Here is a 16,094-nt window from a genome sequence, read left to right as displayed (position 1 = left end):
TGTCGCGAATATCTTTCCAACCATTGCTCAGAAGCTGTTAATCTCCAGTCTCGTGAAGAAAGACGGCTGCAATTCGACTTGATGATAGTAGTTGCTTTGTAGCCAGCCAGATAAATAGTGGAATGGTCTTAGCATAGCGACCGCAAAGTCGGCGCGGTTCTTGAATCCATCGATACAGCCATTCAAGTCCTAAATCTCGAACTATGCGGGGTGCCCGCTTGTAAATTCCTGCATAAACTGGGAAAACTCCACCCAGTCCAATCATTACAGCTTGTATCTTACCCTTATGTTGAGCTATCCAATTTTCTTGCTTAGGACATCCCAGAGATACTAAGACGGCGCTAGCACCACTAGAATTAATCTTTTGAATCAAAGCTTCGTCTTCAGTTTCACTCAGGGGACGAAAGGGTAGAGGTTCCATCGCCGAAATCTTCATCTGCGGAAATTCCTCCTCTAACCTTTTTCGCATCCTAGAAAGAATTTCTGTTTGGGAACCAACAAAGAAAATACTAAGATTTTGTGTTTGAGTTAGCTGACACAATGCTAGGAAAACATCCATTCCTGCTACACGGTCTTGATAAATCGCTCCCATTTTTCGCATCATCCATACCAGAGGCATACCATCAGGAGTAACTATATCTGCATTTCGTAATACTGTGGCAAACTCTGGATTCCAATGAGCTTCAATGAGCATGTGTACATTAGCTACGTATACACTTTTACTCTCATGCCGACTCGACCACTTCAGTATTGTTTGTACTTGGTCGTCAAAGCGTAAAGCAGTAATAGGAAAATCAAGCACTTTTTTAGTAGGTAGAAGCACTCTCGCCACCATCAATAACTCCTGTGTCCAAGAAAAAAAATCCATAGATTACCTAGACCAATCCGAATATTGAAGAATTCGGATTGGATGACTCCTGACTTTTTGTCGGCTTGTGTCATCGTTGGAAGTTAACACATGGAGATGCAATTGCCTTCTTAGTATACTTTTGGCTTAATCAGTAATACTAGAGTTATTTGCTGTTGTGTCCTAGTTTACCGTTTTAACCAAGGGATTTAAGACACTGCTGGGCAAAATTCATACTTCCTTCATAATTAATTTTTGATTTGTTCATCTAAGCATTACAATTACGATAATTTCCTTATAAATATGTGTTTAATTGCGTAATATTTGCTACACATATAAATATAAATTAGATGGCGAAGCAAAATAGTAGATACTTAGTTTGATGATTTTGATACGTAAGTATCCGCTTAAGAGGTTCAATTAAAATTAGTATATTTTGAAGAATAGGATAATAATTTTTTCTTATGACTTTCCCAATTTATGAAAAACTTAATTTACCCTATGTATTGAAAAATCCCTAAAATTTATTTTTTCATGAAATAAAAGCCCAAAAAATAAGGGAAAGATAAACTTATCTTTCCCTGCTTTATTATTTTTCTCGTTGTCTGGTTTGTTACTTTCCTTGAGTCTTTGCCGTAACATTTGCCTTTGCTTTTTGAGTTGCCGCTTCCTAGCAGAACCGCCTCTACCTTTGTCATTCCTGCCTTCTTTACGGGGAGATTCCCATCTTTTCAGGCGCATAAATTATTAACCTCTCTATCAATTGTTTGGTAGTGGGCAGGAGGAGAATCGAACTCCTATGACCGTAAGGCCGCCACATTTTGAGTGTGGTGCGTCTACCAATTCCGCCACCCGCCCTTATATCCAATCTTAACTATTATACTCTAATTGAGGGATTTTGTAACAACTGGGAAAATTAATTTTCAAACCTTTGCTGGAATAAGCTCCGATAATTCTAAGGCTTAAAGGCGTGGCAGGGTCAATAAACTAGGATCAATATCCTGTAGTTTTGCACAGCCGCTAAGTGCCATTGCCACATTTAACTCATCTTGTAGCAGTGAGATGACGTGAGATACACCCGCTTGTCCTGCTACTGCCAGTCCCCACAAAATGGGTCGTCCAATCAGTACCGCTTTTGCTCCTAATGCCAGAGCTTTGAGAATGTCTGTGCCCCTACGAATGCCTCCATCCAACAGCACTTCTACTTTACCATCCACTGCGGCTACTATTTCAGCCAGGGCATCTAAAGAAGCGATCGCACCATCGAGTTGTCTGCCACCATGATTGGAAACAATAATTGCTTTGGCTCCATATTCCACAGCGCGCACAGCATCATCTGGGCGTAAAATTCCTTTGATGACTAAAGGTAGTGCAGATAAAGACTGTAACCATTCTAAATCGTGCCAAGTTACTGCTGGGTTTAGCTGTTGGGCAAAATAGGTAAATAACCCAGATTCGCCTTTTTCATAGGGAATATCTAGCCCTGAGATGCTGGCGAGATTAGCCAGATGTAAGTCTAGGGGTAAGGCAAATTCGTTACGTCTATCTCTCTCGCGCTGTCCGAGAACAGGTGCATCTACAGTCAAGCAAAGCGCTTTGTAGCCTGATTTATGGGCTTTTTCTACTAAAGCACGAGTTAATCCTCGATCTTTATGGATGTAAAGCTGGAACCATTGCAGAGAATCTGGAAATTTATCAGATGCAGTCGCTACTTCTTCAATGCTCTTTGTGGCCATTGTACTTAAAACCATGCCCACACCAGCTGAGGCGGCAGCTAGGGCGGTGGCAAGTTCTCCGTCTGGATGGGCTAGACATTGAAAAGCCATCGGCGCAATTAACAAAGGTAGTTGCAGGGGTTGTCCTAAAATGGATGTAGTTAGATTGCGATCGGTAACATCGACTAATATCCGAGGTCGCAGCTTGACTCGCTCAAAGGCTGCACGATTATCCTGCAATGTGATTTCATCCCAAGCACCACTGCTATAGTAATCGAGCGTCATTTGAGACAGATGCTCTTTTGCTAATTTTTCGTACTCAAAAAGGTTAATGGGTTGAAAGCGATCGTCATTGGATAAGTAGGTAGACATATTAACAATTCAAAATTCACGCATTCAAACATTTTAGACATTTACATAAGGGGATTTAAACCCCGACTGAAACTGAGCGGAGTCGGAGACACTCCGCCTCCGAGCTACCTGTAGATGTAGGGGTCTTAAACCCTTGATTTTACAATTAAATGTCAGGTTATTCTAAAGGAACCTATCTAATAATTCTTCCCTGGATAGTTGCAATAATAAAGGAGTAAATTCCTCTGGAGATAATGCCAACAAAGCTTCAACAATTACTCTAATTTCTGCATCTAAAGAACCAAAGCGAACTCGCAACAAATTCTCTATAACATTACGACGTTCTGCTTGGATTCCTTCTTGGATTCCTTCTTGGATTCCTTCTTGGATTCCTTCTTGGATTCCTTCTTGGATTCCTTCTTGTTTAGCTTCTGCTAATTTTTGCTCGTAAATAGGTGATAAGCGCATAATTAAATCTCTATCCTCCTCGTCTATATTTTGATTGAATTCTAAGGTAGTCTTTAAACTCAATAATAAATCAATTGCTTTGGAACGTAATGGATTATTTTGGGGAAGTGCTTCTAGTTCATCTATGGCTTTTTGCTGGACTCTTCCCTTACCTAAAATTCTCAACCATAATGTTTCTTCCGTACATGGTAATTGGTGAATTGACACAATTACTGTTCTCAAATAATCGCCTAAAAAATGTACTCCTATTCCCCAATTTTCTTCATCTAGGTTAGTTCTAAAACCATCCAATATGGATTCAGAAGCTGTGGGTGACAAAATCCACAAACGTGGTAATTCTGATTCTGCAAGCCGATTTTTATCACCTTTAGCTTGACGTTTTACTTCAGCAAAGATATCAAACAACTTATTCATGCAACTGCGGATCTCCGCAATTGTCGCCGCATTTCTAAATGGTTCAATTAATGCAGGTTCAGCCGCAAATTTTCCTAACAGTCCTAATTCTATTGTATCGCTTGGGGATTGCGGTGAAGGGACAAAATAAACATCAATCTCTCGGATTTGGGCCGGAACTTTCCGACTTGTTTCCACTTCTCCCAATGGCTGTAACAATTCTTTAAGATAGTCTTTTGCAAACTGGTCGTAGGGAAACCTGGTCATTAGCTGATTATTTGGCTGTATCAATATTTTACATGAGTGCGTAGACGTATTCTCGGAGCGTCTCGTAGAGAAGCGGCTTGTCGTCTGACATCGCATTCATAATATTGAGAAATACATTTATCCAATCTTGTAGGGCGTGCGAGACGCCATTGGTTTCAACTTAACGTAAAAGCCAGTCTATAACTAGCTTTTAGAGATTGTCTCTCTCGTCAAGAGTCGGAGACTGGGAATGCCTAATGGGGGGGCTGCCGCCTCAAGACTGGCGGCAGAGCCGCAATTGAAGTGCATTTCCAGCAAGAGGCTGGAAACGAGGTTTTAAAAGGGTTTGCGCTTAAGTTGACACCAATGGCGAGACATCCACCCGACAATAAGTACTTGAGTATTTTTTTATTTGTCAGTCCCTTATGATTAATAACTCTACCAGTTGCGCCACCCGCCTTTGGGTGTAACTTCGTTGGTATACTTAAGTCCGTGACTGTGTAACAGAGTTTGATATTCTGTGCTACTTGCCCATCGGTCAATTTCTTGCGCTCGTAGCACTGGCACTGGATGGGTTAATTGGGCTGTGCGGGCGACTTTGACCATTTCGCCTAGTTCGGTCTTGCTAATATCATCGTAAGCGCGGACTTGAGCAACAAAGGCATCGAGATTTAGTTGTGGCGCTAAGGTAGGGGAACCACCCGCCAACTTCATCAACACTGACATGACAACTTTGGGGTCTTGGGTTGCTAGTAATGCGGCGCGATCGCAGGTAAACTCAGCACAGCGGACCCATTCTAAAAGCTGTGTCTGTATCGCTTGAGCAACGAAGGTTCCGACGTTGGGTACAATCGCCGCAGCTAATATTAATAAATTTACAGGAGTCAAGTAAACGCTATGGTCACACTTGAGATGCCCCAACTCGTGGGCAATTACTGCCTGTATTTCTTCTGGTGTGAGGATATCAATCAGGGATGTGTGTAGCACAACAAACGGCTGTTTACCCCGCATAGCAAAAGTATAGGCGTTAGGAGCCGGATGTTGCCGGACGTACAACTGCGGAGGCTCTATATCCAGGATTTTACAGGCATCTAACAACAGTTTGTATAAATCGGGCAGTTGCTTTTCACCCACCAGAATGCTGGAGGCAATATTTTCCACATAGAAAACCTGCTCTGCCATTGGCCCGAGCCAATTTCGCACCAACATATCTATGCCTGGTATCTGCTTGAGCGCTCTGGTAGCTTCCAGGTCTAATGGATGACGAAATGAGTCAGCTTTTAAACCAATTAGCGGGGTTTTGATCAAGGACATAGTGCAGCAAGCTATAAAAAAACACAACTATGGAAGCTGGCTAGTTAGATTCACAGCCTCCCACAGTTAGTATAACGATTTCAGTAGGGTGGGCAGGGGACTTGGGACGCGATCGTCCCAAATGTTGAGTTATATTTTTTCAATCGCGCACCAGAGCAAAACCATTTCTTGGTTAGTCGAGGATCAGTCAGCCTTCTATGGGTTTGACTGATGCTACTCATTTTCAACCAGAACTGTTACAGATGCGATCGCAATCAACATTTCGTCATTTTTATCGTTGAGTTCGGGAATCGCCCGCCCTTGAACTACCATCCCCCCAGATTCTACGGTGAGGGTTTTCCGACCAAATGGCAGTACAGCTAGTACTTCTTCTTCCCTAACTTGTTCTGGGTATGGTACTGCTACCTGAACCTCTATAATCATTTCATTGGGGTGACTTAAACCTGCAACTTCCCAAACACCAGGTAAGGCATTGTGAGCGATCGCATTCCTTACCGCCCTAGATGCTGCTACTGTTGGATCTGGTTGAGTCGATGGGGGATATTATTCCCCGCACCTCTCATTTAGATCCGGACGTGCCACTTTCGTGGCATCCGGCTCCCGATGTTCTTAGATTCCTCTTTTGCTCATGTGAATGTAATCGTGGCAGCTTTCGTGAATAGCTAAAAGGTTCTTGGGTTTCCAGTTCTTATGATTGCCATCAACATGATGCAAACGTACCTTTTCGTCACTAAGCATTTTTAATCCACAATGTCCACAAGTATGGTTTTGCCGTTTAAGGGCTTTAGAGGTATTGTCGTCATATAACTTACTGTTGCGTTCGCTCCAATAAGTTAAATCTCCGTCGTAAGGTGATTTCTCGCCTTTGACATTGATGTGTTTATTTTCGGAGTAAGGAACTGATGGGAATGCTTTGTCTAGTAATTTTTTGCTAGTGTGGCGATTCTGTTTGGTTTCCTTATTGAATACCTTGAATGCTCTGTTTTGGACATGGAACAGGGAGAATCTCGACCCGTCCATCTTGCAGAAGCGGTGGTAATTCCTCCAACCTCTAACTACAGGGGCTAATTTCTCAGCCTTTGTGGTAGCTCCATAATTCGAGCAGTTGACGATGGCTTTGACTTTCTTGCGAAAAGCTTTATAGTTGTCCACTGATGGGACGCATCTAAATTTCCCGTTATTTTGCACTTTAAAATGCCAACCTAGGAAATCAAAACCATCTGTCGCGGCGGTTAGTTTAGTTTTCTTTTCGCTAACTTTCATTCCACGTTCTGCGAGGAACTGACTGATTTTGTCAAGTATTTCTGTAGCATCGTCTTCAGGTCGCAGTATAATTACCATATCATTCGCGTATCGGATTGATGGCTCTATTATTCTGTCCTTGCTGGTATTGTCTGTGATTCTTTTACCAATTTCCGAGTGGTATCTATGAATACTTTCAATCCCATTTAGGGCGATGTTAGCTAAAAGTGGGCTTACCACACCACCTTGTGGTGTCCCAAGTTCTGGGAACTCTGCGTTGACTCCGGCTTTGAGACATCGGAAGATTCCCTGTCTTATACTCCTGGGAGCAATCAGCCTATCCATTATGGCGGTGTGGTTTATCCTGTCAAAGCATTTTTCGATATCGAGTTCTATAACTCGTTTATCTATTCCGTTGGCATTAGATTTTAGGTTTATTTGCAGGATTTTCTGGGCATCATGCGATGAACGTCCTGCCCTGAACCCATAACTCCTAGCGTGGAAAGTTGCCTCGTGTGCTGGTTCTAGTGCGTATTTTGCTAGGCATTGCCAAGCTCGGTCTGCAATAGTGGGGATTTTCAGCATCCTGATAGTACCATCCTTTTTTAGGATGGGTATTTCTGTTAGTCTCTGGTGTTTCCAGTTGCTACTTGATGCTTTTAGCAGTTCATTTAGTTCAAATCGTTCCTTATGGTTAAGGGACTTTTTACCATCAATTCCTGCGGTCTTTTTCCCAGCGTTTAGCTGTGATACTTGACGGATAGCCAGTAATCTTGCTGCGGTGGATTTCAGAATTAGCTTTTGTAGGGACTTTGCTTTCCGCTTGTCTCCTGCTTGAACAGCTTTATACACTCGTCTTTGTAGGCGGAATAAATTACGGCGGAATTTCTTCCAAGGCAATGTCTTCCAAGATTCACTAGCATTGTTGCTGTGCCTAACCATGCTCTGCTCCAATTTGTGTACTCTGAACACCTCAGACCAATTACGGTCTGTCCTACCCGGATTGAAGGGATTCCGCTGCTCGTCTAGCCTACTTGGGGTTCGACATCCCCCTTGACCTTCAACCCGTTTTTATTCGTTCCCTCAGTTGATTGATAGTTCCCTTAGATGTAGCCAATTCAACCACTGAATCCCCTAGACTCGTGCCGCTATTTGAACAAGATGCGGCGGGAATGAACTCCAGTGAAGTCGAGGTTTTTGTTTTGTGTCTCGCTTCCAGCTAGGTTGCTTTTTACGGATCTTCATCATAGGAACTCCCTATTAACGCCAGTGTCACCCCACAACGGGTGTCTGATTGCGTCCTGTTCCCAGCTTCACCCTCCAGAAAAACGAGTCTGGTCAGTGTGGGCAGGTAAGGAGTCATGCCTGAGTCTGGCAGATGGGACTTGCACCCATATCAGACCGAGAGTTCAACCTTTCTCTATTTCTAGATTGGGTTGGCTAGTATATTTACGGACTGATTACCGTGATTCTACTAGCAACGAATCGCACTGTCCATGCTGATCTATTCCCATCCCCATCTCGATAATCAACCGTTTACGCGCCATTGCTACCTCCGGTAAATTTTGCACCTTTCACTTTATATAAATCAGGAGTCATTTGCCAGAATCTAGAATTCTCTGAATACTGACTTCTGACTCCCCAAGCGAGAGCATATATATTATGTATGACCTTCTGGGAAGGAGGTAAAATTCCTGGCAGATTCTGATTAGTTTTATCACTTCTGCCTCCTGAGGTGATTTAGATCATACGCTGCAAGCGACTCAGACGTTCTGAATAACTTTTCATCACCTGTATGGCAAACATAGGTGTTTCCTGAACGGCAAAGAGAAACCCTTCCTGATCAAGGAAACCTAGTTTGGTATCCACCTTGGCAATAGCTCTGTAAGTTCTATTTTTGATTCCTATTAGTATCCCAGCACCAAAAACTTCGCCCGTCTCAATGGTTTCTACAATCTTGCCATTGACTAATATATCTACCTCTCCTTCGAGAATGCCAAACATTTCATCACCAGGCTGTCCTTCTTCAAAGATGACTTGGCCTGCTGAAAATACTTTAGGATCGGGTTGTTTTTGAAAGATACCGACTGTTACCACAGGATTTAGCATTAGAGCAACCCCAAAATTATTTGTTTTTAAACGAAACCTTTGGATAGGCAATACGAGAACCCAGAAAAGTATACTACTTTCTGTTGATTAACTCTCAACCTCCGCAAAATTCCTGATTAGTCCCCTAGTTGCCTATAAACCTCTCCCTGGTTTTACTAGGCAAAACCGTCCCTCTCCGAGTCGGAAGTACGGTGTACACACAAATCTTGCCACAGCCATATCTTTATTAATGAATCTCGCACTGCGTTTCTATCCCACCTCGGAATGAATTCCGAGTCTCATCGCTGAAGTCCACTAAGCGTGGACTAATATCAGGTTCGGTAAACACTTATAATATCTGTAGCTTAGGGAGCCACTGCGCCCTTGCGGTTTCCCGACTTGTTCGCGTAGCATCTCCCCGTAGGAGTTGCAAGTGGCGTTTGAGGAACGAAACCCAACATTTGATCCTTGTTCATGTTGGGTTTCACTGCCATTCTACCCAACCTACATTGATAGATTTTTTTATAAGTAATCACTCGACTTGATATAAATGATCAATTCAGTCCACTTGAGTGGACTTTCGCTATCAGCCCTGAACTTGAGTTCTGGGCGGGATGTCAGTCTGCGTGACAGTTTCACTCTGACAAAAATGCGGGTAGAGGATTTTCCAACTTGTGTGTACACTGTAGCCTTTTTAAGGGGAGCCAGCGCGGTCTTGGGGTCTCCCCAAGTGGAGCGACTGGCGTGGGTTAGGGGAAATCTAAACGCTGTGCGACAACTATAAAAGACTTGTGTGTACACCGTAGCCGAGTCAGAGAGGGAGAGACTTGAATGAAAATTCAAGGCAGGAAGAGGTTTATTTAACTCACGTTCAAATAGCGAATTTTGGTTTTGATGCCATCTTCTATAATTAATAAAACCTACACACCTAATTCTAGGCATGAGACTGTGACCGAATCAGGAAGTTACAAAGATACTGTAAATCTACCCAAGACTAACTTTGAGATGCGGGCAAACGCCATCAAGCGGGAGCCGGAAATCCAAAAATTTTGGGAAGAAAATAAAATTTACGATCGCCTCTTTGAAAAGAACACCGGCGAATTATTTATACTGCACGATGGGCCTCCCTACGCTAATGGCTCACTCCATATTGGTCATGCTTTAAATAAAATTCTCAAAGATATTATTAATCGCTACCAACTACTAAAAGGGCGTAAAGTTCGCTACGTCCCTGGTTGGGATTGTCACGGTTTGCCAATTGAGTTGAAAGTTTTGCAGAACATGAAGTCAGCAGAACGGCAAAACTTAACGCCTTTACAACTGCGCCAAAAAGCGAAAGAATTTGCCCTAACTACGGTAGATAACCAGTGTCAAAGTTTTAAACGCTACGGTATTTGGGGTGATTGGGACAACCCTTATTTAACTCTGAAGCCGGAATATGAAGCGGCTCAAATTGGCGTGTTTGGTCAGATGTTCTTAAAAGGCTACATCTATCGCGGTTTGAAGCCAGTTCACTGGAGTCCGAGTTCTAAAACCGCTTTGGCTGAAGCTGAATTGGAATATCCTGAAGGTCACGTTTCCCGCAGTATCTATGCAGCTTTTCCCATCACAAGTCTGGCGGAAGCTGTAAAACCACTGTTGGCGGAATATCTGTCAGATTTGGGCGTGGCTATCTGGACAACTACACCTTGGACAATTCCGGCAAATTTGGCGGTGGCGGTAAATGCAGATTTGAACTATGCCGTAATTTCTACTAAAAAAGACTTTACACATCAGGAAGTTGAACGCAGAGCAAAAGAAATCTGGGAAGCAAAAGGCAGACCCCAACAAGATAAGTTTGGTCAAGATGCTGACTACATCCAAGCTTTGCATGAACTTGAAAAGCAGGTACGACGAAAGCAACCTCACAAATACCTCATCGTTGCTGCTGATTTAGTGGAACGTTTATCTTCGACGTTGGGAGTTGAGTTAACTCTCAAAGCCACGTTTAAGGGGAATGATTTAGAACATACTACTTACCGTCATCCTCTATTTGACCGCGAAAGTCCGATTGTTGTGGGCGGTGATTACATTACTACTGAGTCAGGTACTGGGTTAGTACATACTGCCCCCGGTCATGGTCAAGAAGATTACATTGTTGGTCTGCGCTACGGTTTACCCATCCTTGCACCAGTGGATGACAATGGCAATTTTACCGAAGAAGCGGGAGAGTTTGCAGGGTTGAATGTGCTGGGTGATGGGAATCAGGCGGTAATTGATGCATTAAATGCGGCTGGTTCTTTGTTGAAAGAAGAAGCATACCCCCACAAGTACCCCTACGATTGGCGGACGAAAAAACCAACGATTTTCCGCGCAACTGAACAATGGTTTGCTTCCGTGGAAGGATTTAGAGAAGAAGCATTAAAGGCGATCGCCACGGTAAAATGGATTCCAGCCCAAGGTGAAAATCGGATCACGCCAATGGTGGCGGAACGTTCCGATTGGTGTATCTCCCGTCAACGGAGTTGGGGTGTACCCATTCCCGTTTTCTACGATGAAGCCACCGGGGAACCACTGTTAAATGAGGAAATTATCAACCACGTCCAAGGAATTATCGCCAAAAAAGGTTCTGATGCTTGGTGGGAACTGTCGGTAACTGAGTTATTACCGGAATCCTATCGCCAAAATGGTAAGTCTTACCGCAAAGGTACAGACACAATGGATGTATGGTTTGATTCTGGTTCATCTTGGGCGGCTGTCGTCGAACAGCGTCCAGAGTTACGCTACCCTGCTGATATATATTTGGAAGGTTCCGACCAACATCGTGGCTGGTTTCAGTCAAGCTTGCTCACCAGTGTAGCAGTGAATGACATTGCGCCTTACAAAACTGTGCTAACTCACGGCTTCGCTTTGGACGAACAAGGCCGAAAGATGAGTAAGTCAGAAGGGAATGTGGTTGACCCAAATACAATCATTGAAGGCGGGAAAAATCAAAAAGTAGAACCGGCCTACGGTGCAGATGTATTGAGATTGTGGGTATCATCGGTAGATTACTCCGGCGATGTCCGCATTGGTAAAAACATCATCAAGCAGATGAATGATGTTAGAGGCAAAATTCGCAATACGGCGCGGTTTTTGTTGGGTAGCTTAGATGATTTTGACCCGGAAAAAGATGCAGTTCCCTTCGAGGAATTGTCAGAACTTGACCGTTATATGCTGCATCGCATAACTGAGGTATTTGAGGAAGTAACCGAAGCCTTTGAGAGTTTCCAATTCTTCCGCTTTTTCCAAACAGTGCAGAATTTCTGCGTGGTGGATTTATCCAACTTTTATTTAGATGTTGCCAAAGATAGACTGTACATCAGTGCAACCGATGCTTTCCGCCGTCGCAGTTGTCAAACGGTGCTGAAGATAGCAATAGATAATTTAGCACGAGCGATCGCACCAGTATTATGCCATACTGCCGAAGATATCTGGCAATATCTCCCCTACAAAACACCTTATAAATCAGTGTTTGAAGCCGGTTGGGTGCAAATAGAGGAAAAATGGCGTAATCCAGAATTAGCGGAATTTTGGTCAGCGCTGCGGCAACTCCGCACCGATGTTAATAAGGTGTTAGAACAAGCCAGGATAGAGAAACTAATTGGTTCTTCCCTGGAAGCGAAAGCTTTGATTCATATACCTCACAAACAGTTAGGCGATGCTATCAAAGCCTTTAACCCTGTTAACGGTAACGGTATTGACGAACTCCGTTATTTGTTCCTAACTTCCCAAGTGGAATTATTAGATTCTGCTGAGGGATTGCAAGGATTAAAATATACAGCGCAGACGGAAAACTGGGGAATTGGGATAGTGAACGCAGATGGGGAAAAATGCGATCGCTGTTGGAACTACTCTACTCATGTGGGAGAATCAGCAGAACATCCCTTAATTTGCGAACGATGCGTTGCAGCCTTAGCCGGAGAATTTTAACAGCATAAAACTTACTGGCTACAAACAAAGCCTGATGAGACTAGCTGGTTTTTGCATTCTGATTGGATTTTTGCTCTGAATTCTTCAAACGTGTCGCCTGACTTTTGCGGATGCGATCGCTTTTGCGAACAGCACCCGCCATTTCATATTCACGGCTGTCTTTACCGTATTTGAAAGCAACTCCAATCAGCATTTTCTCAACCAAGTCATTTAAATTTTTGTCTAATTCATCCATTTCAGTTCTAGAAGAGTTAATCACGGCTAGAGCAGTATTATAAGCATTTATCTTGCTACGGTACTGCTCAATTAGTTGTGTCACGTTTTGCAAGTTGCGAATATCCCCAAAATCCATACTCGGATCGATCGCTTTAAATCCCGTCAGTCTTAATTCAGCTTTTTCTAAAACGCGGTATGTACGTTTTTGAGCAGTCATAAATGTATCCTTTTTATTGCCTTAGAGCTAGTTTGCCTTACTAAAGCTGGATCTAAGTTCAGTAAAATCCTCATTTAATAGTATACAGAATGACGTAAATATCAGTATTTATCACAAAAATGATGCTTTTGTTGATGAAATAGTCGCTTTTTTTAATGAAACAGTCGCTTTTTTTAATGAAACAGTTGCTTTTTTTAATGAAACAGTCGCTTTTGTTGATGAAACAGTTGCTTTTGTTGATGAAAACGTTGCACCAAGAGATGCGATGATAAGGCACCAGACGCGATAAATCGCCGTCTACAAAGGATTAATTATTGTAGAGACGGCGATTTATCGCGTCTTTGGAATTTAGAACAAAGGCGGTGTATTAATAAGTTAGATAGCAAACACATAGTCAAGGCAGGATATGATACTTGAAACTGCGGCGATCGCAATTGGTTCTGTAATAGCCACTAAAGCCTTAGAAAAAACCACCGAAAAGGTAACAGAAACCTTATTAGATAAGACTGGTAAGTTTCTCGTCACCCTGAAAAAACAGTCTCCCCATACTGTAGCTGCGATCGAGAAAGCACCAGAACAACCACTCGATTATGGCAAAGCTGTACTAGAGGTTGAATTGGCTGCTAAAGCTAATCCAGAAGTGGCTCAAGCTGTACAGGAATTGGCAGAAGCAGCTAAAGCAGAACCAAATCCCAAGTTTGCGGAAATTCTGGCTATGCCTAACCTGCAAAAATTAGCAGATAAAATTGGTCAGGTAGTTATGCCAGGTGGGACAGGTAATATTGAACATCAGTCTTTTTAAATTATCACCAAAAGTTAGCGTGTGACCTAACCCCCAGCCCCTTCCCTACAAGGGAAGGGGAGCAAGATTCAAAGTTTCTCTCCGAAACGGAGCTGCCGTGTATACACAAATCGAATTACCCCCCTTAATCCCCCCTTGTAAAGGGGGAAACTGGGAAATCTAGTTCCCTCCCCTTTCCAAGGCTACGGTGTACACACATCTCTGTACTAAACCAAAATCATGTATATCCTCCTTAAAAAGGAGGACTTTGAGAGGTTTTTGCCCCCCTTTTTAAGGCTACCGTGTATACACAAGTCGAATTACCCCCCTTAATCCCCCCTTGTAAAGGGGGAAACTGGGAAATTCGGTTCCCTCCCCTTTATAAGGGGAGGGTTAGGGTGGGGTAAAACCAATATTTCTCAACGACTTCAGACTTGTGTATACACGGTAGCCGAAAAAGAAAGAGGTCTTTCAGTTTTTATGAACCGCAAAATTTAACTATTATATGTCTGAAGACTCTGGGAAGTTTGCTGACAAAGTTGGCGTTTACGCCGCCACTGGTTCTAAAGTTCATATTGAGACTCAAATTATTGAAGGGCAGAAACAGCTAACTCCCACAAAATCTATTCCTTATCGCGGTTCCGTCAATTTTGTCGGGCGAGAAACCGAACTGACAATGGTGCATGAAAACTTGCAGCAAGGAAATTATGTAGCAATAGCGGGAATGGGTGGCGTGGGCAAAACTGAATTAGCTACCCAGTACGCCAGACGATACGAACAAGATTATGGGGGAATTGCTTGGTTTAACGACAGAGAAAGCAATCTCGCCGCCGAAGTTTTAGAGTTTTTCTCATTGCAGTTAGGTTTGGAGATTCCCCAAAAATTAGGAGGAAGATTTTTAAGCCTTGAACAACAAGTCGCCTGGTGTTGGTCTAGATATCCTAACTCTGCCTTGCCGATTTTAATTGTCTTCGATGACGTAACTGATTTAGACAACCTCCGCAAAGTCGTACCCAAGGATAACCGCTTCCGAGTCTTAGTTACTACTAGACTGCGGGATTTAGACGCGAATTTTATTCAAGAGATTGCCTTAGATGTTCTCTCGCCCCAAAAAGAACCAGGTAAAGCTTTAGAACTGTTAAAACGACTGTTGAGGAAAACAGATAGGCGAGTTGAAAATCAACCACAAGCCGCAACAGCAATATGTGAATGTCTAGAATATTTGCCCTTGGGCATAGAATTAGTGGGAGGCTATTTAGTACGCGACCCGGACATATCTTTAGATATCATGTTTGGGCGATTGCAAAAACGTAAATTAGCAGAAGCAGCTTTACAAGACCGGAAAAATCTCAACTCAACTCAACTAGGAGTTAAAGCCGTCTTTGCTTTAACTTGGTCAGAACTCGACCCACTGGCGCAACAACTAGGAATATTTTTGAGTTTATTTTCTCCTGTACAGATTCTTTGGGATTTAGTTCTTTGGGTGGCGACAAGTGGAGGGGAAGCAGAAAATCAGGAACAAAAACAGCTAACTTGGTCAGAAGAAGAATTAAACGCAGCTAAAAAGCAACTCTACGGGTGCAACTTGCTGCAACTCTTAGAAGGAAGAACAGGATGTTATAAAATTCATGCCTTGGTGCGGTGGTTTTTGCAAGGGCAGTTAGCCGATGCTGGCGAGATGAAATTAGTTTTGGAAACAACCTTCGCTACTGCGATGATAGGCTTTGCCCAAATCCTTCCTGATTCTGCCACTTCTGAGCAGATTGAAAGCATCAGAGATATCGTTCCCCATCTCGAAGACTTGGGAAAACGTATAATTGCAGAGATAAAAGAACCAACAGAGGCAGAGATAATTTCTCTAGCATCAGTTCCCAGTGATGAAGTAATTTGGATATTTGTAGGGATAAAAAGATTTTACGAAGGACAAGGACTATATAAATTAGCAGAACTTTGGACTGAAAATTGCGTAAATGTTTGCCAGTCCTTGTTTGCTGGGGAGCATCCCAATGTAGCTGCTAGCTTGAACAATTTAGCTTTACTCTACAATAGCCAAGGACGGTACAGCGATGCCGAACCTCTGTTGATTGAAGCCCTGGCAATGACAAAGCGCCTGTTTGCTGGGGAGCATCCTAATGTAGCTACTAGCTTGAACAATTTAGCTTTGCTGTATAATAGCCAAGGACGGTACAGCGATGCCGAACCTCTGTTGATTGAAGCCCTGGCAATGACAAAGCGCCTGTTTGCTGGGGAGCATCCTAATGTAGC

Annotated in this window: 11 protein-coding genes, 1 tRNA gene and 1 pseudogene; 4 read left to right on the top strand and 9 right to left on the bottom strand. The window is 43.1% G+C overall.

The genetic code is table 11. The annotated features are described in order from the left end of the window. Nucleotides 1–37 precede the first annotated feature (37 nt). The 8 genes and pseudogenes from V7K36_RS11000 to V7K36_RS10965 form a co-directional block, all read right to left on the bottom strand. Complete coding sequence (locus tag V7K36_RS11000) at nt 38–835, bottom strand: WecB/TagA/CpsF family glycosyltransferase (RefSeq protein ID WP_335116052.1); 798 nt, start codon at nt 833–835, stop codon at nt 38–40. Nucleotides 836–1,621: 786 nt separating this feature from the next. Then, nucleotides 1,622–1,705: transfer RNA gene (locus V7K36_RS10995), tRNA-Leu, on the bottom strand. 104 nt (nt 1,706–1,809) lie between these two features. Then, nucleotides 1,810–2,934, bottom strand: coding sequence for an alpha-hydroxy acid oxidase (locus V7K36_RS10990; RefSeq protein ID WP_335115648.1), 1,125 nt, complete (start codon nt 2,932–2,934; stop codon nt 1,810–1,812). A gap of 162 nt (nt 2,935–3,096) precedes the next feature. Beyond that, nucleotides 3,097–4,041: a hypothetical protein gene (locus V7K36_RS10985; RefSeq protein WP_335115646.1), complete on the bottom strand. Its 945-nt coding sequence runs from the start codon at nt 4,039–4,041 to the stop codon at nt 3,097–3,099. 417 nt (nt 4,042–4,458) lie between these two features. Continuing rightward, a complete protein-coding gene (locus V7K36_RS10980; protein WP_335115644.1) occupies nt 4,459–5,334 on the bottom strand; it encodes a M48 family metallopeptidase in 876 nt (291 codons plus the stop codon). 213 nt (nt 5,335–5,547) lie between these two features. Further along, nucleotides 5,548–5,856, bottom strand: a pseudogene (locus V7K36_RS10975) (Lin0512 family protein); the annotation flags it as partial. A gap of 87 nt (nt 5,857–5,943) precedes the next feature. Next, the gene (locus V7K36_RS10970; RefSeq protein WP_335115642.1) at nt 5,944–7,518 is read right to left on the bottom strand and encodes a group II intron reverse transcriptase/maturase; all 1,575 of its coding nucleotides are present in this window, start codon (nt 7,516–7,518) and stop codon (nt 5,944–5,946) included. 798 nt (nt 7,519–8,316) lie between these two features. Then, entirely contained in the window at nt 8,317–8,685 is a 369-nt protein-coding gene (locus tag V7K36_RS10965) for a Crp/Fnr family transcriptional regulator (RefSeq protein ID WP_335115640.1), read from the bottom strand. Nucleotides 8,686–9,214: 529 nt separating this feature from the next. Between V7K36_RS10965 and V7K36_RS10960 the strand changes: the two genes are divergently transcribed. Next, the gene (locus tag V7K36_RS10960) at nt 9,215–9,448 is read left to right on the top strand and encodes a hypothetical protein (RefSeq protein ID WP_335115638.1); all 234 of its coding nucleotides are present in this window, start codon (nt 9,215–9,217) and stop codon (nt 9,446–9,448) included. 164 nt (nt 9,449–9,612) lie between these two features. Beyond that, the gene (gene ileS / locus V7K36_RS10955; protein WP_335116050.1) at nt 9,613–12,615 is read left to right on the top strand and encodes an isoleucine--tRNA ligase; all 3,003 of its coding nucleotides are present in this window, start codon (nt 9,613–9,615) and stop codon (nt 12,613–12,615) included. Between the two features lie 40 nt (nt 12,616–12,655). Here the strand turns inward: ileS and V7K36_RS10950 are convergent, their stop codons facing one another. Then, nucleotides 12,656–13,048 (bottom strand): hypothetical protein, encoded by a 393-nt coding sequence (locus V7K36_RS10950; RefSeq protein WP_334826602.1) that lies wholly within the window; start codon nt 13,046–13,048, stop codon nt 12,656–12,658. A 406-nt stretch (nt 13,049–13,454) separates the two neighbouring features. Between V7K36_RS10950 and V7K36_RS10945 the strand changes: the two genes are divergently transcribed. Together V7K36_RS10945 and V7K36_RS10940 are read left to right on the top strand one after the other, a co-directional pair. After that, nucleotides 13,455–13,850 carry a hypothetical protein gene (locus V7K36_RS10945; protein WP_335115636.1) on the top strand — a complete coding sequence of 132 codons (396 nt, stop codon included), beginning with the start codon at nt 13,455–13,457 and terminating at the stop codon, nt 13,848–13,850. A gap of 484 nt (nt 13,851–14,334) precedes the next feature. Next, nucleotides 14,335–16,094, top strand: a 1,760-nt coding sequence (locus tag V7K36_RS10940; RefSeq protein WP_335115634.1) for a tetratricopeptide repeat protein, incomplete at its 3' end; no start/stop codon positions are given.

The organism is Nostoc sp., from assembly GCF_036919555.1.
In the GTDB taxonomy this organism is placed as follows: Bacteria; Cyanobacteriota; Cyanobacteriia; order Cyanobacteriales; family Nostocaceae; genus Nostoc.
This window is presented reverse-complemented; position numbering and strand designations above follow the sequence as displayed.